The organism is Pseudomonas sp. BN411 (assembly GCF_029871235.1).
Classification (GTDB): Bacteria; Pseudomonadota; Gammaproteobacteria; order Pseudomonadales; family Pseudomonadaceae; genus Metapseudomonas.
Window position 1 is genome coordinate 275,085 of sequence record NZ_SSOM01000080.1, and the last position, 22,899, is coordinate 297,983.

The 22,899-nt window shown below is 63.0% G+C and carries 20 protein-coding genes; 9 read left to right on the forward strand and 11 right to left on the reverse strand.

Annotated features, from left to right (window positions below; translation table 11 throughout):
• Positions 1 to 50: 50 nt before the first annotated feature.
• The 5 genes from proX to E8F06_RS24305 form a co-directional block, all read right to left on the reverse strand.
• Positions 51 to 1,079, reverse strand: coding sequence for a glycine betaine/L-proline ABC transporter substrate-binding protein ProX (gene proX / locus E8F06_RS24285; RefSeq protein WP_280371832.1), 1,029 nt, complete (start codon positions 1,077 to 1,079; stop codon positions 51 to 53).
• 55 nt (positions 1,080 to 1,134) lie between these two features.
• Positions 1,135 to 2,088 carry a glycine betaine/L-proline ABC transporter permease ProW gene (gene proW, locus E8F06_RS24290; protein ID WP_280371834.1) on the reverse strand — a complete coding sequence of 318 codons (954 nt, stop codon included), beginning with the start codon at positions 2,086 to 2,088 and terminating at the stop codon, positions 1,135 to 1,137.
• 51 nt (positions 2,089 to 2,139) lie between these two features.
• Positions 2,140 to 3,312, reverse strand: a complete 1,173-nt coding sequence (locus tag E8F06_RS24295) for a glycine betaine/L-proline ABC transporter ATP-binding protein (protein ID WP_280371836.1) — start codon at positions 3,310 to 3,312, stop codon at positions 2,140 to 2,142.
• A gap of 242 nt (positions 3,313 to 3,554) precedes the next feature.
• Positions 3,555 to 4,484: a DMT family transporter gene (locus E8F06_RS24300; protein ID WP_280371838.1), complete on the reverse strand. Its 930-nt coding sequence runs from the start codon at positions 4,482 to 4,484 to the stop codon at positions 3,555 to 3,557.
• Positions 4,485 to 4,577: 93 nt separating this feature from the next.
• Positions 4,578 to 5,789 (reverse strand): aromatic ring-hydroxylating dioxygenase subunit alpha, encoded by a 1,212-nt coding sequence (locus tag E8F06_RS24305; RefSeq protein WP_280371894.1) that lies wholly within the window; start codon positions 5,787 to 5,789, stop codon positions 4,578 to 4,580.
• A 213-nt stretch (positions 5,790 to 6,002) separates the two neighbouring features.
• Between E8F06_RS24305 and E8F06_RS24310 the strand changes: the two genes are divergently transcribed.
• The 6 genes from E8F06_RS24310 (at position 6,003) to E8F06_RS24335 (ending at position 13,529) form a co-directional block, all read left to right on the forward strand.
• Positions 6,003 to 6,953 carry a LysR family transcriptional regulator gene (locus E8F06_RS24310; RefSeq protein WP_280371840.1) on the forward strand — a complete coding sequence of 317 codons (951 nt, stop codon included), beginning with the start codon at positions 6,003 to 6,005 and terminating at the stop codon, positions 6,951 to 6,953.
• A gap of 263 nt (positions 6,954 to 7,216) precedes the next feature.
• Positions 7,217 to 8,107, forward strand: a complete 891-nt coding sequence (locus E8F06_RS24315; protein ID WP_280371842.1) for a dihydrodipicolinate synthase family protein — start codon at positions 7,217 to 7,219, stop codon at positions 8,105 to 8,107.
• Between the two features lie 23 nt (positions 8,108 to 8,130).
• The gene (locus E8F06_RS24320) at positions 8,131 to 9,459 is read left to right on the forward strand and encodes an FAD-binding oxidoreductase (protein WP_280371844.1); all 1,329 of its coding nucleotides are present in this window, start codon (positions 8,131 to 8,133) and stop codon (positions 9,457 to 9,459) included.
• Between the two features lie 26 nt (positions 9,460 to 9,485).
• Positions 9,486 to 10,988 carry an aldehyde dehydrogenase gene (locus E8F06_RS24325; protein WP_280371846.1) on the forward strand — a complete coding sequence of 501 codons (1,503 nt, stop codon included), beginning with the start codon at positions 9,486 to 9,488 and terminating at the stop codon, positions 10,986 to 10,988.
• A gap of 347 nt (positions 10,989 to 11,335) precedes the next feature.
• On the forward strand, positions 11,336 to 12,343 hold the full coding sequence (locus E8F06_RS24330; RefSeq protein WP_280371849.1) for an acetoacetate decarboxylase (ADC): 1,008 nt from the start codon (positions 11,336 to 11,338) through the stop codon (positions 12,341 to 12,343).
• A 355-nt stretch (positions 12,344 to 12,698) separates the two neighbouring features.
• Positions 12,699 to 13,529 carry an alpha/beta hydrolase gene (locus E8F06_RS24335; RefSeq protein WP_280371851.1) on the forward strand — a complete coding sequence of 277 codons (831 nt, stop codon included), beginning with the start codon at positions 12,699 to 12,701 and terminating at the stop codon, positions 13,527 to 13,529.
• Positions 13,530 to 13,633: 104 nt separating this feature from the next.
• Here E8F06_RS24335 and E8F06_RS24340 read toward each other — a convergent pair whose 3' ends face one another.
• A complete protein-coding gene (locus E8F06_RS24340; protein ID WP_280371853.1) occupies positions 13,634 to 14,131 on the reverse strand; it encodes a helix-turn-helix domain-containing protein in 498 nt (165 codons plus the stop codon).
• Positions 14,132 to 14,356: 225 nt separating this feature from the next.
• Here E8F06_RS24340 and E8F06_RS24345 point away from each other — a divergent pair, with 225 nt between their 5' ends.
• Positions 14,357 to 14,983, forward strand: a complete 627-nt coding sequence (locus E8F06_RS24345) for an isochorismatase family cysteine hydrolase (RefSeq protein ID WP_280371855.1) — start codon at positions 14,357 to 14,359, stop codon at positions 14,981 to 14,983.
• A 13-nt stretch (positions 14,984 to 14,996) separates the two neighbouring features.
• Positions 14,997 to 16,205 (forward strand): MFS transporter, encoded by a 1,209-nt coding sequence (locus E8F06_RS24350; RefSeq protein ID WP_280371857.1) that lies wholly within the window; start codon positions 14,997 to 14,999, stop codon positions 16,203 to 16,205.
• A gap of 56 nt (positions 16,206 to 16,261) precedes the next feature.
• On the opposite strand, the gene E8F06_RS24355 is transcribed toward E8F06_RS24350, so the two are convergent.
• From E8F06_RS24355 to E8F06_RS24375, 5 genes are all read right to left on the reverse strand, one after another.
• Positions 16,262 to 17,032 (reverse strand): TerC family protein, encoded by a 771-nt coding sequence (locus E8F06_RS24355; protein ID WP_280371859.1) that lies wholly within the window; start codon positions 17,030 to 17,032, stop codon positions 16,262 to 16,264.
• Between the two features lie 187 nt (positions 17,033 to 17,219).
• A complete protein-coding gene (locus tag E8F06_RS24360; protein ID WP_280371861.1) occupies positions 17,220 to 17,591 on the reverse strand; it encodes a RidA family protein in 372 nt (123 codons plus the stop codon).
• Between the two features lie 61 nt (positions 17,592 to 17,652).
• Positions 17,653 to 19,164, reverse strand: a complete 1,512-nt coding sequence (locus E8F06_RS24365; protein WP_348532266.1) for a BCCT family transporter — start codon at positions 19,162 to 19,164, stop codon at positions 17,653 to 17,655.
• Between the two features lie 271 nt (positions 19,165 to 19,435).
• The gene (locus tag E8F06_RS24370; RefSeq protein ID WP_280371863.1) at positions 19,436 to 20,422 is read right to left on the reverse strand and encodes a dipeptidase; all 987 of its coding nucleotides are present in this window, start codon (positions 20,420 to 20,422) and stop codon (positions 19,436 to 19,438) included.
• 13 nt (positions 20,423 to 20,435) lie between these two features.
• Complete coding sequence (locus E8F06_RS24375; RefSeq protein WP_280371865.1) at positions 20,436 to 21,878, reverse strand: aldehyde dehydrogenase family protein; 1,443 nt, start codon at positions 21,876 to 21,878, stop codon at positions 20,436 to 20,438.
• A 93-nt stretch (positions 21,879 to 21,971) separates the two neighbouring features.
• Between E8F06_RS24375 and E8F06_RS24380 the strand changes: the two genes are divergently transcribed.
• Complete coding sequence (locus E8F06_RS24380) at positions 21,972 to 22,877, forward strand: LysR family transcriptional regulator (protein ID WP_280371866.1); 906 nt, start codon at positions 21,972 to 21,974, stop codon at positions 22,875 to 22,877.
• The last annotated feature ends 22 nt before the right edge of the window (positions 22,878 to 22,899 follow it).

A 22,899-nucleotide genomic window follows, 5' to 3' on the forward strand; every position in this document is an offset into this window, starting at 1 on the left:
TGTCGGGTTGAAGGAATGGGGTGCCCGCTACGGGGCACCCGCTGCCTGTGTTACTTGGACGCCTGGGCGGCGGCGGCGCGGGAAGCCTGGATCCAGGTATCGAACTGCTGGCGGTGCGCGGTGACCCACTCCTTGGCATGACGCTGGATGTCGGCGGGCTTCTTCTCGCCCTGCTGCATCTTCAGGTTCTGTGCGCTCTCGTCGTCGGTGCTGATCTGCACCAGCGAGAGGAACTTCACAGCCGCCGGATTCTTCTCGGCGAAGTCCTTGTTCAGCACGGCCACGACCTTGTCCACGGCAAACCCGAGGTTCTTGCCCTTGTACATGGTGTCCACGTCGTTGTTGCCATCCGGCAGGTCGGTCTTCGGCACTTCCAGCCAGACCACGTCCGTGTTCTCGACCAGCACGCTGGCGATCCACTGCGGCACCCAGGTGAAGTACAGAATCGGCTTGCCTTCCTTGTAGCGGGTGATGGTGTCGGCCATCAGGGCGAAGTACGAGCCCTGGTTGACGTGCACGCTCTTGTCCAGGTCATACGCCGTCATGTGGTGGGAGATGACCAACTCGCAACCCCAGCCCGGGTTGCAGCCCGTCAGATCGGCCTTGCCGTCGCCATCGGTGTCGAACAGCTTGGCGATCTCCGGTTTTTTCAGGTCGGTGATGTACTTGATGTTGTATTGGTCCGCGGTTTTCTTATCGATCAGGTAGCCCTGGCTGACACCCGGCAGGATGTCGCCGGTCTTGACCATCACCTCGTCACCGCCGGCCTGCTGGTAGAACTTGTCGTGCAGCTTTTCCCACAGGTGCACGGTGAAATCGGCATCGCCATTGGCCAGGGCCACCATCATCACGCCGTACTCGGTTTCCTTCGGCTCCTGGACGTCGTAGCCCAGTTCACGCAGGCCTTCCATCGCCACCTCGCCGCGGAAGCGCTCTTCGGCGATGGAGGGGAAGATCGGCGTGACTTCGACGCCCTCGCCGGGCTTGTCGGCCGAAGCGCTGGCACTCAGGGCGGCGACCGTCAGGGACAGGGCGGTGGCGCATTGCAGGAGGCTGCGGGAGAACTTGGATCGATGCATCGTCTCGTACCTTTTTGTGGCTTGTTGTCGGGTTCGGCAGATCGAATCAGTCGGCTCAGGCAGTCTTGCGCCGCCCGGAGGCTTGCCCGGCTCCGCACAGACGCAGCAGCGCGCCAACGGGGCCAGTGTGGTACCAGCGCAGGCTCGGGTCGGCGCTCGTGCGCGCCCCCATGGCCTGGGTCAGGCGGTCGAGGAAAATGGCCAGCAACACCAGCCCTACCCCGCCGACGGTGGCCAGCCCCATGTCCAGGCGACCGATGCCGCGCAGGACCATCTGTCCAAGGCCGCCAACCGAGATCATCGAGGCGATCACCACCATCGACAGTGACAGCATCAGGGTCTGGTTCATTCCGGCCATGATGGTCGAGGTGGCCAGCGGCAATTGCACGCGGGTCAGCATCTGCCGTGGGGTGCAGCCAAAGGCGCGGGCGGCCTCGATCTTGTCTTCGGGCACCTGGCGGATGCCCAGGTTGGTCAGGCGCACCAGCGGTGGCAGGGCGAACACGATGGTCACCAGCACGCCCGGCACGTCGCCGATGCCGAACAGCATTACCACGGGCACCAGGTAGACGAATGCCGGCAGGGTCTGCATGGCGTCGAGCACAGGCCGCACCACTCGCTCCATGTGGTCGCTGCGCGCGCAGAGAATACCCAGCGGGATTCCGATCACGGCGCAGAAGAACACCGAGGTCAGCACCAGCGCCAGGGTGGTCATGGACTCCGACCAGACGCCGATCAGGCCGAGCAAGGTCAGGGTGACGAAGCAAAGCAGTGCCATGCGCTTGCCGGCCAACTGCCAGCCAAGCAAGGAGGACAGGATGATGCCGATCGTCGGCGGGATGCTCTGCAGGACGTACTCGATGCCATTGAGCACCTGGTCGATGGGCCAACGGATGGCACGGAATACATCGCGGAAATTGTGCACCAGGAAATTCAGGGTGGTTTCCACCCAGTCACCCAGTGGAATGTTTGCGCTCTGGAAAGGATCGAGAAGACTGAACTCTGACATGCTGGCTACCTACTCTCCGAAGTTGCGGCTGCTGTGTGGTCCGTGGCGCGCTCAGTGGCGGCTCAGGGTGTGCAGCAGCAGATTCTTGGAAATGGTGCCCTTCAGAGCACCGCTGCGATCCAGGACCGGCACGGGGTAAGGCAGTGCCGCAACGATATCCAGCACGTCATGAAGCGGCGTGTCGGTGTAGACGGGGTTCTGCTTGTGCAGGCTGAACTGCTCGTCCGGCTGGCTGATGGACACACCGCCCGCCTCGTCCGCACCAACCACGGCCAGCAACTGGTCGCGCTCGTCGATCAGGTAGCCGTAGGGCACCCCTGCCTGGAAGTGCGGGGCCTTGCCGTTCACGCGGCAGACCATCGCCGGATCCAGCTGGGCCACGTCGCCGGCCTTGAGTACCCGGGAGCTGTCGAAGCCCTTGAAGAAGGTCTCGACGTACTCGTTGGCGGGCTGGTTCAGCAGCTCCTGCGGAGTGCCGATCTGCACCACCCGGCCGCCTTCCATGATCGCGATGCGATGGCCGATGCGGATGGCTTCCTCGATGTCGTGGGAGATGAAGATGATGGTGCGCTGCTGCTCCGCCTGAAGGCGTATCAGCTCGCCCTGCATCTCGCTGCGAATCAGCGGGTCGAGCGCGGAGAAGGCTTCGTCCATAAGCAGGATGGCGGGGTCGTTCGCCAGCGCGCGGGCCAGGCCGACACGCTGCTGCATGCCACCGGACAGCTGGTGCGGGTAGCTGTGCTCGTGGCCAGCCAAACCCACCTGGCGGAGCGCTTCGCTGGCACGGGCGTGGCGCTCACGCTCGCTGACGCCGGAGATTTCCAGGCCGAAGGCGGTGTTTTCCAGAACGCTCATGTGCGGCATCAGCGCGAAGGACTGGAACACCATGCCCATTTCCTTGCGACGCACATCGAGCAGCGCCTTGTCGGAAAGGCCGGTAATTTCGCGTCCGTTCAGATGGATGCTGCCCGAGGTGGGTTCGATCAGGCGGTTGAACAGCCGCACCATGGTGGACTTGCCCGAGCCGGACAATCCCATGATCACGAAGATCTCACCGCGCTTGACCGAGAAGCTGGCGTCGAACACGCCGACCACATGACCCGTCTTGCGAAATATTTCGTTCTTGTCGGCGCCTTTGCGCAACATCTCCATGGCGATGTCCGGATGGGGTCCGAATACCTTGAAGATGTTCTTTACCGAAAGAATCTCATCGGCCTGGTTCATACAACCCTCATTCTTATGCTTATAACCAATTACGAACTTCGCACTGTCACTAAACAGCCCATGACAAGTGCAGAGAAAAAAGGCCGGAATCCTGTCGCAATATCACTTTGGCAAACCGGCGCGCAGAAACTCCTGCTTCATAAAAACGACATCGAAATGTGATGCCGCGTTGCAACTTCAAATTAGGATTTAGCTATCGCAGCGTCCAACGACATTTGTTCGCCCTAAACCATAACTTGATGTTATTGGTCGGGACTGACGCTGCCCTGCATGGGCGCCAGCTCCCGCTCCGCACTCCCCTGGCGGGCCAGGAATACCGCCGCAAGCATCACCATCACCCCACCCAGGAACATGGCGTAGGTGAACGGCTCGCCCATGAGCAGCACAGCAATGGTCACGGCCACGACCGGCTCCACGGTCGAGAGCGTGGCCGCCGTGGACGGGCCTATGCGCGGGGACCCGGCAAGGAATGCCGCCACCGGCACCAGCGTGGCGAATACGGCCAGGCCCAGGGTCGCCCACCAGGCCGAAGCCGTCGAAGGCAGGGAGGCGCCTTGCAGCAGCGCGGCCACGGCGAAGGTCAGGGCGCAGCCCAGAAGCAGCATGGCGGCGGATGCCAACGGGTTCTCATGAGTGATCCGGTGGGTGCCGTAGATGATCGAGGCGCCGTAACAGATTGCGGCGAACAACGCCCACAGGGCGCCTGCCGACACGCTCGACATGCTGAGCCCGGTGGCCATCAGCACGCCCCCCAGTGCAAGCGCCAGGCTTGCCAGCTTGAGCACGCTGAGCCGCTCGCCCAGACAGGCGATGGACACCACCGTGACGAACGCCGGGAAGGTGTACACCAGGATGATCGCCAGGCTGACCGAGGTGGAATGGCAGGCGCTGTAGTAACCCAGCGCCGCCAGTCCATAGCCGAAGCCCAGCAACAGGTTCTGCCACACCAGCCGCCCTTTCGGCAGGCCGATTCCCCGCCAGCGCAGGATCGCCAGCAGTACCACCGCAGCCAGCGTGAAGCGCGCCAGCAGCAACCCCACCGGGTCGGCGCCACCGGCGTAGGCGTATTGGGCGAAGAGCGGCTGCAGGCCGTAGCAGAACGCAGCCAGCAGCACCAGGCAGAAGCCCCTGGCATGGCCGTCGAGGCGAGAAAGGAAGTTCAGCGAATGCATTACCGGGTCCTTGGCCGCAGGGCCATCCAGACAGACGAAAGCCCCGCCTCACCGGATCGGTGAGACGAGGCTGGATCGAAGGTGAATGAAGGCTCAGTCGGCCAGTCGGCTGATCATGGTCGTGCAGTACCAGTCCACGAACTGGCAGACGCCGTTTTCCGCGATCTCCGAGTAAGGGCCGGGCTCATAGGCGGGCGAACTGACGCCGGCCTGGGCGCCTTCCACCAGGCGTCGGTCCTGGTCGTTGGTGGCGATCCAGACACGGGTCAGACGCTCGATGTCGTAGTCGATGCCTTCCTGGGCGTCCTTGGGCACCAGCCATTTGGTGGTGACCAGGGTTTCGTTTGGCCCTTGTGGCAGCACGCGGAAACTCAGCGCGTGGTCGCCCAGGAAGTGGTTCCAGGTGGACGGATAGTTGAAGTACAGGAGCGCGCCGATGTCCTCCTCGCCACTGCGATCCAGGCGTCTGGCCACCGCAGGCTTGCCGTCCATGGTGTAGCTGACGGCACCGGTCGAGAGCGGAATGCGCGTCATGCGGTACTGCCCGGCCTCGTCCATCACCAGCCGGCTGGGCAGGCCCGCCGCCTCGCAGCGATCCCAGTGCGCCGCCAGTTCCGGGTCCTCCGCCCCACCGACGCCGGCCACGGACAGGTTCTCGACGAAGGAGTTGAGCAACTCTGGGTGGCTGCCGTCGCAGTGGTAGCACTCGCGGTTGTTCTCGAAGACCAGCTTCCAGTTACCCCGCTCCACCAGGTTGGACTCGAACGCCACCTTGCAGTCTTCCAGGTTGTGCGGGGTGATGAAGGGGGAAACGGCATCGCGGAATCGGGTGAAGTCCGGCGCCTTGTCCGCCACGCAGACATAGATGTAGCTGTTCACCACCTGGCAATGGGCGGGTTTCAGACCGTAGTCGGCCGCATCGAAATCAGGGCCCATGTTGCGGGCGAACAGCAGTTTCCCATCCAGGTCGAACGCCCACTTGTGATACGGGCAGACCAGCCGGGCAACCTTGCCCTTGGCTTCGGTGCACACCTTGGAGCCGCGATGCCGGCAGGCATTGTGGAATGCGCGGACCTGACCATCCCCGCCGCGCACCACGGCAATCGGGTAGTCGCCGATCTGCAGGGTCAGGTACTGGCCGGGCTTTTCCAGTTCGAAGGTATGACCGGCGAAGATCCACTCTCTGTGCCAGATTCGTTCGAGGTCCTGGCGATACACCTCCGAGTCGCTGTAGGCGGCACCAGGCAGGGCGTGGCGCTCCTTGCGCTGGCGAATCAGGTCCAGGACGGCGGCGTTATTGTTCATTGTCATGCGCACTCCAGATCAGGCACGGGAGGTTGTGTCGGTATTGGCTCTTTGCGGCAATCAACGGATGCGTACTCGACAGTCCGCATTTTCCGGTGTCAGGCTTGTGCGCAACGTCTGCGAAGCCACTGCGCCGCAATTGCCCGCAGTCTAGGATCAGGTTGCCGGCCGGCAGAATCGACTTTTTATCCAGGATCTTGATTACTTCCCGTTATGGTTAAACACACCGAACCCGATCAGACCCTGATCAAAATGCCCTCCCTTCGCGCGGTGAAATCCTTCGTCGCGGCGGCCAAGTACCAGAACTTCACCCGCGCGGCGGAGGCCTTGTGCGTGACCCAGGCGGCGATCAGTCGGCAGATTCGCGAATTGGAAACCTACCTGGGTGCGGAGCTGTTCAAGCGCGTGGGGCGCGCCGTGGAGCTCACGGCAGCCGGGTCGATCTTCTTCGATGCGGTGCAGTTGTCCTTCGTCAACATCTCCCAGGCCGCCGAGAGAATCCGCAGCCACAGCACGACCAAGCGCGTGCTCACCCTCTGCTGCTCACCGGCGTTTTCCGCGCTATGGCTGTCCCACCGCCTGCCGAGCTTCTTCAGCGCGAACCCGGACGTGGACCTCAACCTGATCACCACGCAAAACTTCCTCTCCATGGAACCCGGCGTGCGCCCCGACATCTTCGTCACCAAGATGGCCAAGATCCGCGAGGGCTATCGCAGCTACCCGCTGATGCACGACGTGATCTACCCGGTGTGCACGCCGCAGTACCTGGAGCAGCACCCGGAACTGGGCACCCTGGAGGGCCTGCGCGACAGCGTGCTGCTGAACCTCAGCCCCTACGGACGATCCCAGGTGGCCGAGCACGTGGACTGGAAGGTCTGGCTGGCCTTCCACGACATCGACATCGAGACGCGCACCGCCAATGCGCCGCACTTCTTCAACGCCAACGACTACAACCTGCTGATCCAGATGGTCCTGAGCCACCAGGGCGTCGCCCTCGGCTGGAACCACCTGGTGGGCCATCTGGTGGACCAGGGCGCACTGGTTCGCCCCGTTGCACACGAACTGGTGCTCAAGGACAGCCAGCACTACCTGACATTCAATGAAGACAAAGAGGACGACGAGGCCTGCTGTCGTCTGCGCGACTGGCTGATTGCCCAGATCTGATTACCTAGCGTTATTGTCAGCCCCAAGTTCTGGTTGTTAATAATTAAATTCGCAGTCAGACAATATCGATCGAATATTCCGCACTACCCAAAAACAAGAGACCTGCCATGAGCAGGTCTTTTGTTTTTCGCGCCTCGCAAACAACTCATAACCTCCGCTCATTGATTGCCAGCCTTAAATGTTGCTTGTTGGTGAAAGAATCGCGTCATTAACCTTCATGTCGAAATTCCCAACAAATACAACTTGTTCGGCTAGGTGATTACATGAACTTTGATGGTGTCTGGACCCCCGTTGTTACCCCCTTCACCCAAGAGGGTTCCATCGACTTCGCTGCCCTGCCCCCGGTGATCGACAGCCTGATCGGCCATGGCATCCACGGCCTGATCGTCGGCGGTACCACCGGCGAGTACTACGCCCTTAGCAACGGCGAGCGCAAAAAGCTGTTCGACGCGGTTTCCGAGCTGGCCGGGGGTCGCATCCCGCTGATGGCAGGTATCAACGCCACCACCACGGAAGAAAGCCTGGATCTGGGCCGCTACGCCAAGTCCGCTGGCTTCAACTGCATCCTCCTGGCCGCGCCCTACTACTGCCAGCCGACCCAGGACGAGTTGCTCGCCCATGCCTGTACCGTGGACGACGCCCTCGACATGCCGACCATGCTCTACAACTTCCCCGCCCGTACCGGCACCGCCATGAGCTTCGAGTTCATCGATGCCCTCAAGCAGCGGCCGAATTTCCAGGCGATCAAGGAAAGCACCGGCTCCATCGAGCGCATGCACACCCTCACCCAGGACTACGCCGGCCAACTGCAGGTCAGCTGCGGCATGGATGACCAGGTGCTGGAGTTCTTCACCTGGGGCGCGCGCAGCTGGGTGGCCGGCGCCTCCAATTTCCTCGCCCCCGAGCACGTCGCGCTGTACCGAACCTGTGTGGTCGAGCAGGACATGATCGCCGGACGCAAGCTGGCCAGCCGCCTGCTGCCGATGCTCAACCTGCTCGAACAAGGCGGGAAGTTCTGCCAGTACATCAAGTACGGCTGCGAGCTGGCCGGCCTGCCGGTGGGCCCGACACGCCGTCCGCTGCTGCCGCTGGGCGAGGACGAGAAAGCCGCCTTTGCTCGCACCTACGAGCAACTGATTGCCCATCGCGGTTAGTTCGCCGGTACTGGAGGCGTCCCATGCAGCTTCAATGCAATTTCCTGCCCCAGAACGACGGCCGCTGCGGTTGGTATGAAACCCTGCCACCGCCGCCCCCCGGCACCTCTCTGCGCGGCACCGTGCAGGCGGATTGGGTGGTGCTGGGCGCCGGGCTTTCCGGCCTGGCCGCTGCCCGCCGCCTGGCGGAGCTGCAGCCGGAAGCGTCGATCGTCCTCATCGACGCCCGGCGGGTCGGCTTCGGTGCCGCCGGACGTAACTCCGGCTTCATGGTCGACCTGCCCCACGACCTCACCTCCCACAGCTACACCAACAGCCAGGAGGCCGATCAGAAGATCATCCGCCTGTGCCGCGGCGCCATCGACTACGTGCGCGATATCGTGAAAACCCACGGCATCGAATGCGACTGGCGCGAGCAGGGCAAGCTGCACGGGGCGGTCAATGGGCGGGGCACCCACTCGCTGGAAGAGTTCGCCAAGGGGCTATCCGTACTTGGCGAACCCTACCGCATGCTGGATGCCAGGGAGATGAAGGCCGTTACCGGGACCGACTTCTACCAGGCCGGCCTGCATGCACCCGGCGCGGTCCTGGTGCAGCCCGCGGCACTGACTCGCGGATTGGGCCGGACCTTGCCGGAGAACGTCCGGCTGTTCGAGGACAGCCCGGTGCTGACCATTGAAGTCGGCAAGCCCCACACCCTCACCACCGCGCAAGGTTGCGTGAAGGCGCCGCGCCTGGTGCTGGCCAACAATGCCTACGCCTCAACCTTTGGCGAGCTGGGCCTGAAGGGACGCATCCTGCCCGTGTACACCTACGCGAGCATGACGCGACGGCTGAGCCCACAGGAGCTGGCCGCCCTGGGTGGCGAGGAGTCGTGGGGCCTGATTCCGGCCGACCCGCTGGGAACCACGGTACGGCGCCTGGCCAACGGACGGATCTGCATCCGCAACTCCTTCACCTACAACCCTCAGGTCCAGGCCAGTGCCGCGACGCTTGAGCGAGTCCGCCGCGCCCATCGCAAGTCCTTCGAAAACCGCTTCCCGATGCTGCCCGGCGTCGAATTCGAATACACCTGGGGTGGCGCCCTGTGCCTGGCGCGCAATTCCGGTTCGGTGTTCGGCGAGATCGCCCCTGGCGTTTACAGCGCGGTGTGCTGCAACGGCCTGGGCCTCACGCGCGGGACCATCTCCGGGAAGCTGATCGCCGAATACGCCCTGGGCATGGACAGCGACCTGCTGCGCAGCATGCTCGAACAGCCCAAACCCTGCCGCAATCCACCCGAGCCCTTCCTCGGCATCGGCGTGCGTTCCTCCATTGCCTGGAAGGAATGGACTGCCGGCGCAGAACTTTGAGACCCGCCCCACTCTGGAGAACAACAATGACCGACGCCCTTACGCGCAGCGCCATCGATCAGCAGATCGAGCGACTCGAGTACCGCAACCAGGCATTCATCAACGGGCGCTTCGTCGCCGCCCGTTCAGGTGCCACCTTCGCCACCCTCAACCCCGCCACTGGCCAGGTGCTGACCGAAGTCGCCGCCTGTGATGCCGACGACATCGACCTTGCCGTGAAAGCCGCGCGTGCCGCCTTCGAATCGGGCGCCTGGTCGAAGCTGGCTCCAGCCGGCCGCAAGGCGGTCATGCAGCGCTTCGCCGACCTGATCGATGCGCATCGCCTGGAACTTGCCGTGCTGGAATCGCTGGAATCCGGCAAGCCGGTGGGCGAATGCTTCGCCATCGACATCCCCGACACGGCGGCGACCATCCGCTGGCATGCCGAAGCGGGTGACAAGCTGTACGACGCCATCTCGCCGTCCAATCCCGGCAACCTGGGCATGATCAAGCGCGAGCCGGTCGGCGTTGTGGGCGCCGTGCTGCCATGGAACTTCCCCTGCATGATGGCGGGCTGGAAGCTGGGGCCCTCGCTGATCACCGGCAACAGCGTGATCCTCAAGCCCGCTGAGCTGACCTCCCTGGCGACCCTGCGCCTGGCCGAACTGGCCTTCGAAGCCGGCATTCCCGCCGGTGTGCTCAACGTGGTGCCCGGCCTCGGGCATACCGCCGGCAAGGCGATCGGCCTGCACGCCGACATCGACCTCGCCGCCTTCACCGGCTCCACCGAAGTGGGCCGTCTGTTCCTGGAATACTCGGCCAGGAGCAACCTCAAGCGCGTCGTGCTCGAATGCGGCGGCAAGAACCCGCAGGTGGTCATGGCCGATGCCGGCGACCTGCAGACAGTGGCCAGCCATGTGCTCAGCGCCGCGTTCTGGAACATGGGCGAGAACTGCTCGGCGGGCTCGCGCCTGATCGTCCACCGCTCCATCAAGGACGCCCTGGTCGACGAGCTGGTGCGCCAGCTCGAAGACTGGGCCACGGGCGACCCGCTGGACCCGAGCGTGCGCCTGGGTGCACTGATCGAGCAGGCCCATATGAAGAAGGTGCTGGGACACATCGAGCAGGCCAAGGCTGAAGGCGCCCGGCTGGTTACCGGTGGCGTGCGCCTCAATCCGGAAAGCGGCGGCTACTTCGTGGCACCGACCATCTTCGATAACGTGACCAACGCCTCTTCGGTCGCCCGCGAAGAAATCTTCGGCCCAGTCCTGGCGGTCATCACCTTCGACACCGAAGAAGAAGCCATCGCCATCGCCAACGACACCTGCTACGGCCTCGCCGCCTCGCTCTGGACCGACAACATCAATACCGCCCACCGCATGGCTTCGGCCATTCGCGCAGGCACCGTGTCGGTCAACTGCTTCTCCGAAGGCGATATCTCCACGCCCTTCGGCGGCTACAAGCAGTCGGGTTTTGGCGGCCGTGACAAGTCCGTCTACGCCCACGACCAGTACTGCGAACTGAAGACCACCTGGATCCAACTAAGCTGAATCCACCCTGCCCGGCTGGCTAAGGCCGGGCAGGTTCCCCCTCTGGTTCATCACGCATCTTGATGGCGTGATCTCTCCCCTCTCCCGCCAAACACCGGCCATCAGCCGCCGCATCTTCAGTCGATTTGATGTGCTGCCCCACGCGCCGTCGCCTGCTCGAATCGGAACGCTTGACATTAAACTTAACATGAACGTTAGGGTTTCTCTCGCGGGCCTCACGGGCATGCATTGGCAGATGATCGAGAAACCTGAAAGGACCGTTTCGATGACCGACTTTCCATCTGCCGAAGCAATGACTCCCGAGCGCAAGGCACCGAAGACAACGAACACGGCGGAGACTTCGAAACATGAAAATCGGCAGCATTGCAGTAATGGCAGGAGTACTCATGAATACCGTTTCGGTATTCGCATGGGCAGAGAATCCAGCTGAAATCAAAGAGGCTGGACGTACGATGATCGATATTGCCGGCCATGAGGTTCCTGTGGTCGCAGGTGGTCTGTATGACCGCTTCCGCTCCAACCCCCCTCTTTCCACCATAGAGTCGGAAGCCCCTGGCGTTGACCTGAGTTGGTTCAAGGGGCTCAAGAAGACAAAAGTCGACATCGGGTTCGAGTCCTACTCGCCAAACTTCTATTACCAGAACAACAGGATTACCGCTGTCTTCACGGCCGATATGGAAAAGCTGAAAGCGTTGATACCTGCTGCCGTCCTGGACAAGGTGCAACCCCTTCAGGTCTGGCCGGGCAGAGGCCTGGTCGCTCTTACCGCTTACTCCTATGAGTACTGCGACAACGACAGCTATAACGAAATCGCCCTGTCCATCGTCACGAACAAGCCTGGCTCGTCGAACCTGGGCCCCATCTCCCTGGTCGGTCAGTCGATCTCCAAGGACTTCTGGGGGTACGTACTGAAACTCCCGGTCAATACCGAGCTTGCAAGGGTAAGGGGTGTGGTCGGATACAACCTGCCGAAGTGGCTGACGGGTATCAATCGCCGGGATAGCGACAAATCCGTGATCTTCGAGATTGTCGATCACGACACTGGCAAGGTTGACGTTGTCTTTGAAGGTAAGAAACTGAGTGATACGTCAGATGAAGTTGAACTGGTGACCAATAGCTTCACCAATGTCGGCCATGACGGAGCGTTGACCTACGGCTATGCGGTATCCCGCCAACTGAGCCACGCCTCCAGCACGAGTGCAGACTCGGTCAACCTCACACTGAATGACGGCAGCCTTTCTACGTTCATGAAGTCCCTGAAGCTGGGGAAATTGATGAAGTACGAGTACGTGCCTCAGTTCCAAAGCGCGCTCTATGCCCCCGAACCCCTGAAATCCATCCTGGCCACCGAGTAACTGTTCTCAGGTCAGGCCATCGTGGCCTGACCTGAACTACAGGGATGAACTTTGCCTCAAGCTTCCCGTGCTGCCAGTCCTTCTGGACGACCATCAGCAGGTGACGGATCTCCTCCAGCGAGGAGCACTTCGGAAGAAGCATTGACCTTAAAGTTCACTTCAATCCTAGAGTACTTAAGCGGCCAATCAACGCACGGTGACGGCAGGCACTCACAGGCAGGGCCAGCCGCGCGTTACCAGCCGTATTTCCAGTCATCCGCCCATTGAGAAACGTGCGGGACTCTCGCCATGACCGGTAGCCATTGGCGCACACATCGCCAATTCCCGACCTCCACATCACAGAGGAGAAGCGAACATGGGGTACGTCACAACGAAAGATGGAGTCGAGATCTTCTACAAGGACTGGGGGCCGCGCGACGCCCCGGTGATCCATTTCCATCACGGCTGGCCGCTCAGTGCGGATGACTGGGATGCGCAGATGCTGTTCTTCCTGGCCCACGGCTTTCGCGTAGTCGCCCATGATCGCCGCGGCCATGGACGATCCAGCCAGGTCTGGGATGGCCACGACATGGACCATTACGCCGATGACGTAGCGGCGGTCGTGAACCACCTCGGCGTGCAGGGAGCCATCCATGCCGGCCACTCCACGGGCGGTGGTGAGGTCGTGCACTACATTGCGCGGCATCCTGAAGACCCTGTCCCCAAGGCGGTCATCATCAGCGCGGTCCCGCCACTGATGGTGAAGACCGCGAACAACCCTGGCGGTCTCCCCAAGGATGTCTTCGACGGTCTGCAAGCCCAGCTCGCGGCCAACCGCGCTCAGTTCTATCACGACGTTCCGGCGGGGCCCTTCTACGGCTACAACCGACCTGGAGCGACGCCCTCGGAGGGCATCATCCGGAACTGGTGGCGCCAGGGCATGATGGGCAGCGCCAAGGCCCACTACGACGGCATCGTGGCCTTCTCCCAGACCGACTTCACCAAAGACCTTGAGCGCATCACGATCCCCGTGCTGGTGATGCACGGCGACGACGACCAGATCGTTCCCTATGAGAACTCTGGTGTGCTGTCGGCGCAGTTGCTGAAGAACAGCACGCTCAAGATCTACCCGGGGTTCTCACACGGCATGCCCACAATCAACGCCGATACCATCAACGCTGACCTGCTTGCCTTCGTGCGAAGCTGAGTTTGGCGGGGGCCGGGATTCTCCTTCTGGCCCCCGCTTTTCAGGGCGAAGAATCCGAAACAGGCAGCTATGAACTCCAGCAGCCTCGTATTCCGAAGCGCTGACTACTTCCGCTTGAAGGCCTCCCGCCGGGCCAGGCGTTCGTCTGCGAAACGATTGCTTATCGACGCTTCCAGATCCTTGCGCTCCACAGGAACGCCACAGTGCGGACAGACGCTGGCCACACCGACGTCATGGCCACACTCACGGTGCACAAAATGCACCGCCAGTCCCTCATCCTCGTTCTTGCACCATGTTTCGCCCCAGGCGCGCAGCGCGTAGATCACGGGATAGAAGTCCCAGCCCTTCCGGGTCAGGTGGTATTCGTAGCGCAGCGGCTTTTCGCTGTATGGCCGGCGCTCGACCATGCCGTCGGCTTCCAGCGCTTTCAGGCGCGACGTCAGCATCTGCGGTGTAGCGCCGGTCTGGATCTGCATTTCCTCGAAGCGTGTCGCGCCCATGTAGAGCTCACGCAGCACCAGGATCGTCCACTTGTCGCCCACCACGTCCACCGAGCGCGCCACCGGGCACAGCGTATCGGTCGTCTCGTCCTGCACTTGCATCACGGTGCTCACTCCAAGGCCACTATCGTTTTCATAGTAACACGAGCAGGACACGCGAGACCCCCTGAAATCGCCCGCAAACCAGCATGCCCGTTGACACTATGTTTTTCATAGTTACTATGGGCCGTAACGAGGATCGAGACATCGCGCAACGGAGCCGTAGAGGCAAGCGCCCACTTACGAGGAGCGAGTTCAATCGCGCCTCCTTTCAACTGGAGCACCGAAATGACCAATCCTGTGTATTCCCCGGCGCGTACCGGCCTGCTGCTGGTCGACCCTTACAACGATTTCCTGTCCGATGGCGGCAAGCTGTTCCCCATGTTGAAAACCGTTGCGGAGGACGTGAATCTGCTCGACAACCTGCGCACCGCCGTCGCAACCGCGCGCGGCCATGGCATCCAGGTGTTCTATGTCCCGCATCGTCGCTGGCAGCCCGGCGACTATGACCACTGGGATCACCCGAATCCGACCCAGCGCCTGATCCAGCAGCGCCACACCTTCGCCAAGGGCACGTGGGGCGGCGAATGGCACCCCGACTTCGTGCCGCAGGACGGCGACATCGTCATCCAGGAGCACTGGGGCCAAAGCGGGTTCGCCAATACCGATCTCGACTTCCAGTTGAAGCAGCAAGGCATCACTCATGTCATCGTCGTTGGCCTGCTGGCGAACACCTGCATCGAATCGACGGCGCGCTTCGCCATGGAACTCGGGTATCACGTGACGCTAGTACGCGATGCGACAGCGGCTTTCAGCAAGGACATGATGCATGCGGCGCACGAGCTGAACGGGCCGACCTTTGCGCATAGCATCGTCGATACCCGCGGGCTCCTCCTCGCCCTGCAACAGCACTGAAGGAGACCGCGCCATGCCCACTCCATCCGCGGTCTCGACCGGAATACCCGCTCGTCTGGTCGCCGCGATGGCGGTGTGCTGCGCGCTGGCCGTATCGACCATCTACTACCACCAGCCACTACTGCCGCAGATGGCCGCGGCGTTTGGCCTGGCGCCGACTCAGGCCGGTCTGATCGCCACCTTGACGCAACTCGGCTATGCGACCGGCCTTCTGCTCATCGTGCCGCTCGCGGACTGCCAACAGCCACGCCGGCTCGCGTCGCTGGCCATTGCGGCGAATGCGGTGGCGTTGATCGCCTGCGCTGCCGCACCGAGCTTCGCGTTGCTGTGCGTCAGCTGCTTCGTGGTTGGCGTGACAGCGATCACGGCGCAGATCCTCATCCCTGCCCTTGCGGGTCTGGCGACACCCGCTGCACGCGGCCGAATCGTGGGCACCTTGCTGAGCGGCCTCTCTGCGGGTCTGCTCTTGGCGCGCACCATCGGTGGCTTCCTCGGCGCGCAAACGGGTTGGCGAGCCGTGTTCCTACTGGCCGCGCTCATCGATCTTCCACTGCTGGTCATCATTGCCCGGAGTCTCCCCGCATCCACGAGCCTGAGCTCGATCGGCTATGCCGGGTTGATGCGTTCGCTGGGCAGCCTGGTGCGCGAGGAAAGTGTGCTGCGCTTCTGTGCGGCGAGCGGCTTCATGATATTCGCCGCATTCAGCGCGCTATGGGCTTCGCTGGCCGCGCTGCTGACGCAACCGCCCTATGCATTCGGTCCCGCCACCATCGGCATGTTCGGCCTGGTCGCGCTGCTGGGTATCGTCGCGTCGCCGCGCATCGGTGCACTGGCCGATCGCCTGGGAGCGCGCACCCTGGTCCTGGCAGGCGCGATGGCCCTCGCCGTGGGTTTCGCGTTCATCGCCGCGGGCGGACACAGCCTCGGCTGGCTGATCGTCGGCATGGTGCTGCTCGACTTCGGCAATCGTGCAGGCCTGGTTGCCAACCAGGCGCGCATCTACACCCTGCGCCCCGAGGCCCGCAGCCGTCTCAATACGGTATTCATGGGGTCGTACTTCCTGGGCGGCGCGGTCGGCGCTGCATTGGGAAACTACGGCGTGCACCGTGCCGGCTGGATCGGCCTCGCAGCAGTCGGAGCCTTGCTGGCCCTTGCGGCCACGGCGATCAATGCACTCAGTCCCCGTGAATCGACCACTGCGCTCACCAACCTGCGCACATGAGCCAACCGCTCGGAATGCGTTCAAAGCCATCCCGAGCGGCAACAGCCTTTATCCAATCAATCCCCCGTTGGGTGCTTATGCAGTTTCACCGGCTCGGCTTGCTGGCGCGCACGGGCCATACGCGCGCGGATGTTCAGGGCTTCCACGGCCAGGGAGAAGGCCATTGCGAAGTAGACGTAGCCCTTCGGCACATGGACATCGAAGGATTCGGCGATCAGCACGGTGCCCACCACCACTAGGAAGGACAGCGCCAGCATCTTCAGGCTCGGGTGCTTGTCGATGAAGTCGCTGATGGTGCCAGCGGCCAGCATCATCACCAGCACGGCCGCGACGATCGCGGCGACCATCACCGGAATGTCGGACACCATGCCGACGGCGGTGATCACCGAGTCCAGCGAGAACACGATATCGATGATGGCGATCTGGATGATGGTGACGACGAAACCGCCGCCCAGCTTTCGTGGCCCGTCCTCGCCGTCTTCGCCACCCTCCTCGCCTTCCAGGCTCTGGTACATCTCGCTGCTGCTCTTCCACAGCAGGAACAGGCCACCGAAGAAGAGGATCAGGTCTCGCCCGGAGATGCCTTGTCCGGCCAACTGGAACAGGTCGGCGGTGAGTCGCATGATCCAGGTGATGGAGAGCAGCAGCAGAATGCGCGTGACCATCGCCAGGGCCAGGCCGCAGAAGCGGGTGCGTGCCTGCAGGTGAGGCGGCATGCGGCCCACGAGGATCGCGATCATGATGATGTTGTCGATGCCAAGGACGATTTCCAGGGCGGTGAGGGTGAAGAACGCCGCCCAGATCTCCGGGCGCAACAGCCATTCCATCTCAGGCTCCCAAGCAGGCTGAATCAAGGGTCGAACAATGGCGCAGGCGCCGCTCCGCTCGTGACGGATGGGCGCCTGCACCTGGACAAGCATAGTGAAGTCGCTGCGAGCCGGGGCTCGCGCGTTGGTGCGGAGCACCGCGCATGCTGTCCGGGATCGCCGGACAGCATGCAGGGGCGGCCTGGTGTCAGGCCACCGCGTAGACCACCAGTTCCACGAGCATCTCTTCGCGCGCCAGACCGGCTACAACCATGGCGGCGCGGTTCGGGTAAGGGGCAACGAAGTATTCGGCGTAGACCGCATTGACGGTCGCCAGGTAGCTGCGGTCGGTGACATAGATCAGTACCTGGGTCACCGCCTCCAGGCCGAGACCCGCGCACGCCAGGGTGTGCTTCAGGTTGTCGAGGGTCTGGCGCGTCTGGGCCTCGATGCCGCCGTCCACCACACGCCCCTCGACGTCGATGGGAATCTGCGCCGTGTACAGGGTCCCGTTGCCGATCACGGCCCACTCCAGCGGCGCCTTGGACGGATACAAACGGGTACTCACGGACTGTTTCATTGGGTTCTCCAGCATGGGAAGAAAAAAGGAGGGGCGATGGGCATCGCACCCTCCCAAGGGACTAGACCTGCTGCTCCCGGGCCAGTCGCCGTGCGATCTGCGGGGCGTTCCAGAGCGCCGGGAGGATCAGCAGGGAGACCGGCACGGCGGTGATGACGATGAAGGATTGCAGGGCCGTGACCCCGCCCGAGCCGATGGTGATCAGGACCACTGCGGCCAGTCCCATGCCGATGCACCAGAAGGCCCGCAGCCATTTCTTCGGTGCATCGTTGGCAGACATTGCCAAGGCGACGGTGTAGGCCATGGCATCCCCATTGGTGGCCACCGAGATGAAGCTGAGGAACAGGAACAGCGCGGACACCAACCCCGCCAGCGGCAAGCTCTGGGTGACCCCCAGCAGCATGGCCTCGGGCTGGCTGCCGTGGCCGGTGACGATACCGGGGGTCTGCAGTTCAAGACCGATGCCGGTACCGCCGACCACGGTGAACCAGAACATGGTCACCAGCGGAGCGATGATCGACAGGGTCCCGATGATCTGGCGGATGCTGCGACCCCGGGAAATCTTGGCGACATACAGGCCCATCATCGGCGCGTAACCGATGAACCAGCCCCAGTAGAAGACCGTCCACCAGTCGAGCCACTTCGGGTCGGCGCGATACATCGTCATCGGCAGGAAGTACTCCAGCTGCAGACCGAACGCCACGGGGAAACCCGAGAGGATGAACAGCGTCGGCCCGGCCACGATCATGAAGGCCGCCAGACCGATCATCAGCCACACGTTGATCTCGCTGACGAAGCGGATGCCGTTCAGGCCGACCAGGCAGGACGTGGTGTACATGGCCGTCACCAGGATGATGGTGACGGACTGGGTCACCAGGTCGTTCGGCACACCCCAGATCGCATTCAGCGCATTGCTGATCTGCAGCCCGAGGAAACCGATCGGGCCGATGGTGCCGGCGACCACCGCGATGATCGACGTGGCGTCGGCGAGATTGCCGATTGGCCCTTTGAGCGCGCGCGCGCCCAGCAACGGGTAAAGCAAGGTACGCGGCGCCAGCGGCAATCCCTTGTCGTAGTGCAGGTGCATCAGCACGATCGCCAACAGGCTGCCCAGCACCGCCCAGGCCAGGAACCCCCAGTGCACGAACGACTGGGCCAGGGCCAGGTGGCCGGCATGCTCGCTGTTTGGCTGCACGCCGCTGAACAACGGCGGCGGACTGGCGAAGTGCATCAGCGGCTCGGCGGCCGCCCAGAAGGCGCCACCGCCGGCGAGCAGTGCGCACATGATCACGGCGATCCAGTTGAAGGTACTGGTTTCCGGCTGCCGGCCGACGCCGCCCAGGCGAACGCGGCCGCTCTTGCTGAAGAAGATGCCCAGGCTGACGAGGAAGGTTGCCAGCATCAGCAACTGCCAATAGAGCCCGAAGGCTTTCGTCGACCAGGCGAACAGGGTGTTGACCAGTGCCGACACCGCGTCGATGTCCACCAGCGCCGCCACCAGGAAACTGAGCAGGAAGCCGCCGCTGATGATGAACAAGGGCCAGTCGATGCCTTGCAGTGCCGGGTGCTTCATCGGCGCGCTGCCTACGGTCTGGGTCGGGAACACTTTCATGATGCCTCCAGGTTGTTGTTCTGTCCCCGCAATGCGGGGCAAATGACCATGGGTTGGGATAACGGAGCGAAAGCGCCTGTCAGCGCGGTAGCGAGGTTTCGCTCCTGCCCTCTGGAGGCAGGGGTTGTCGGGGATTTGCGGTCTGGCGCGGGCCAACTCCGGGGTAGGAGGTGGTCGAGGCTCTTTTCTTGTTCTTGTTCATGGCGTCCTCACGTGGGGTTGAATCAGGGAGTCACTGTCGCGGTGCGATACCGCGCTCCAGCAGGTCGAGCCAGTTCAGGCCCATGATCTTGCGCACCTCTTCCTCGGCGAAGCCGCGTTCGCGCAGGCCTCGGGCGATGACGGGGAAGTCGCGGCTATCACGGAACCAATGCAGCGGCTCCGGCCAGTCAGCGTTGTCCGCCGAGCCTTCGCCGTAATCCTTGGCCTTGCTCCAACGGCCGTTGCGCATCCACTCCAGCACCTGCAATGGCTGCTGCTGGCAGAGGTCGGTGCCGATGCCGATGTGGTCGATGCCCATCAGGTCCGCAGTGCGCGCGACCATGTCGCAGAACTCATCGAGCTGGCACTGCGAACCACCGCGAAGGTGGAAGGGATAGGTGCTGAATCCGAGCAGGCCGCCCGATTCGGCAATGCCGCGAAGCACCGCGTCGGACTTGTTGCGTTTGGCCGCATGGAAGCTGGTGGGGTTGGCGTGGGAGATGATCACCGGACGGCTCGACAGCTCGATCGCCTCCAGGGTGCTGCGCTCGGCGCTGTGGGACATGTCGATGATCATGCCGACACGGTTCATCTCTTCGATCACCTGGCGGCCGAAACGACTGATGCCATTGTCTTCGCGTTCGTAACAGCCCGAGGCCAGCAGGCTCTGGTTGTTGTAGGTCAGCTGCATGATGAAGACCCCGAGCTGGCGGAAGACTTCCACCAGGTCGATGTCGTCCTCGATGGGCGAGCAGTTCTGGAAGCCGAAGAAGATCCCGACGCGCCCTTCCTGCTGCGCCAGGCGGATGTCCGAAGCCTCCCGCACAGGCCGGATCAGGTCCGGGAAGGCCTCGAAGCGGCGATTCCATTCGCCGATGCGCGATAACGTCTCACGCGCGGTCTCGTGGTAGGCGATGGTGGCGTGGACGGCACTCAGCCCGCCTTCGCGCATCTGCCTGAACAGCTCGGGGCTCCAATTGGAATACTGCAGGCCGTCGATCATCAGAAGCTCTTGCATGGCGCTCTCTCCCTCAGGGACGCACATAGACGGTCTTGACCACCGTGTAGAAATCGCGGGCGTACTGCCCCTGCTCGCGGGGGCCGAAGCTGGAATCCTTGCGACCGCCGAAAGGCACGTGGTAGTCGGTGCCGGCGGTGGGCAGGTTGACCATCACGCAGCCGGTGTTGGCGCGGCGCTTGAAGTCGCTGGCGTGCTTCAGCGACTGGGTCATGATCCCGGCGGTGAGGCCGAATCGCGTGTCGTTGAGGATGGCCAGCGCCTCCTCGTAATCCCGCGCCTTGATGACGCAGGCGATCGGGCCGAAGACCTCGTCACGGTTGATGCGCATGTCGTTGCGGGTGTCTACGAACAGCGCCGGGCGCATGTAGAAGCCTTCGTGCTCCTCCTCGATTCGCTCGCCACCGCACACCAGGCGCGCGCCTTCGGCCCTGGCCTCGTCGATGTAGCGAAGGTTCTGCGCCAGTTGGCGCTCGTCGATCACCGGACCGATCTGCACGCCTTCGCGCAGCGGGTGCCCTACCTTGAGCTGCGCCATGCGCTCGACCAGCGCCTCGACGAAGCGGTCGTGCACGCCCTCGGTCACGATCAGGCGCGACGACGCGGTGCACTTCTGGCCGGTGCCGAAGAAGGCACCATTCACCGCGCACTCCACCGCCAGTGGCAGGTCGGCGTCGTCGAGCACCACCAGGGCGTTCTTGCTGCCCATTTCCAACTGGCAGCGGACGAAGTTGGCGGCGGTGGCAGCGGCGACCCGGCGGCCGGTATCCACCGACCCGGTGAAGCTCAAGGCATTGATGCCGGTGGAGTGGATCAGGCGTTCGCCAACCTCGGCACCGCTGCCCATCACCAGGTTGAAAGTCCCGGCCGGCAGCGCCTGGCGGGCGATGATCTCGGTCAGTGCCCAGGCGCTGGCCGGTACGGCATTGGCGGGTTTGAACACCACTGCGTTGCCGAATGCCAGGGCCGGGGCGATCTTCCAGGCGGCGGTGGCCATCGGGAAGTTCCAGGGGGTGATGATCGCGACCACGCCGACGGGCTCGCGGCGTACCTCGATTTCCACGCCGGGGCGCACCGAGTCCGCCGTCTCGCCCATCTGCCGCAGAACCTCGGCGGCGTAATAGTGGAAGAACTGACCGGAGCGGTAGACCTCGCCAACGCCTTCGGCCAGGGTCTTGCCCTCTTCCCGCGACAGTTGTTCGCCCAGTTCGGCCTTGCGAGCGATCAGTTCGTCGCCAATGGCCATGAGCACCTGGTAGCGCTCCTCCAGCCCGCTGCGCGCCCAGATGACCTGGGCTGCTGTGGCGGCGGCGATCGCCTGGTCCACCTGGCGGGCGTCGGCCTGGGTGTAGTGGCCCACGACGTCCTCGACGTTCGCGGGGCTTCGGTTGGCAATACTCGAGCCGCCTTCTACCCAGGCGCCGTCGATGTAGTTGCTGAAGATCTTGCTGGGCATACGCACCTCCGTTCTCGCTTTGAGCGCATGGTAGGTGCCACCTCAGATAAACTAAAATTAGTTGTGAATATCTCTTGATAAGGAAAACTTACCATGCTGCCCGACCTGAAGATCGTCCAGTTGCGCCACTTCGTCTGGGTTGCGGAGCTTCAGGGTTTCCATGCGGCAGCCGAGCGGGCGCACCGCACCCAGCCGGCCATTTCGCTGTCCATCCGCGACCTGGAGGGCAAGCTGGGCCAGGCCCTTTTCGAGAAGCGCAACGCACGCGTCACCAAGCCCGAGCTGACGCCCTTCGGCTTGCAGTTCCTCGCCTATGCCAAGGAATTGATCGATCACCATGATCGCGTGGTGCGCGACATGAGCCTGATCGCCCAGTACAAGTCGGGGCATCTGCGTATCGCCTCGGTGCCCTCCATTGCCAGCCGCCTGCTGCCCGACATCCTCACTCGCTTCATAGGCGACGCCACGGACCTGCACGTCAGCCTGTTCGATGACAACTCCGAAGCGGTGCTGACCATGGTGGAGAACCAGCAGGTGGATTTCGGTATCTCCAGCCTCTGGGAACCGGAAAGCGATATCCGCTTCATTCCCATCTGGGAAGACAGCATCGGTGTGGTCTGCCACCAGGCTCACCCGCGGGCATCCGAGGAACAGATCGGCTGGCAGCAATTGCGCGGCGAGCGTCTGATCGCTAACGGCACCTCCCGCCTGCTGGCTGGTACCAGCGCCGAGGAGCTGGTGGCCGATTCGCAGTTCTACATTTCCAACATGATCTCGCTGCTGGCGATGATCGAGGCCGGCATGGGCATCACCACCCTGCCCCGCTTCGCCTTCCCCGCCGAAGCCGGCCAGTTGCGCTTCATTCCCCTGGCGGACCCGCTGGTGACCCGCGACATAGGTATCGTCCGCCTGGCTAACCGCTCCCTGCCGGTGGCCGCCCAGGCACTGTTCGAGTTCATCCTGCGGGACAACGAACTCGAACCGGACGACTGGCGCTAGCCACACTGATCGATCAAACCAT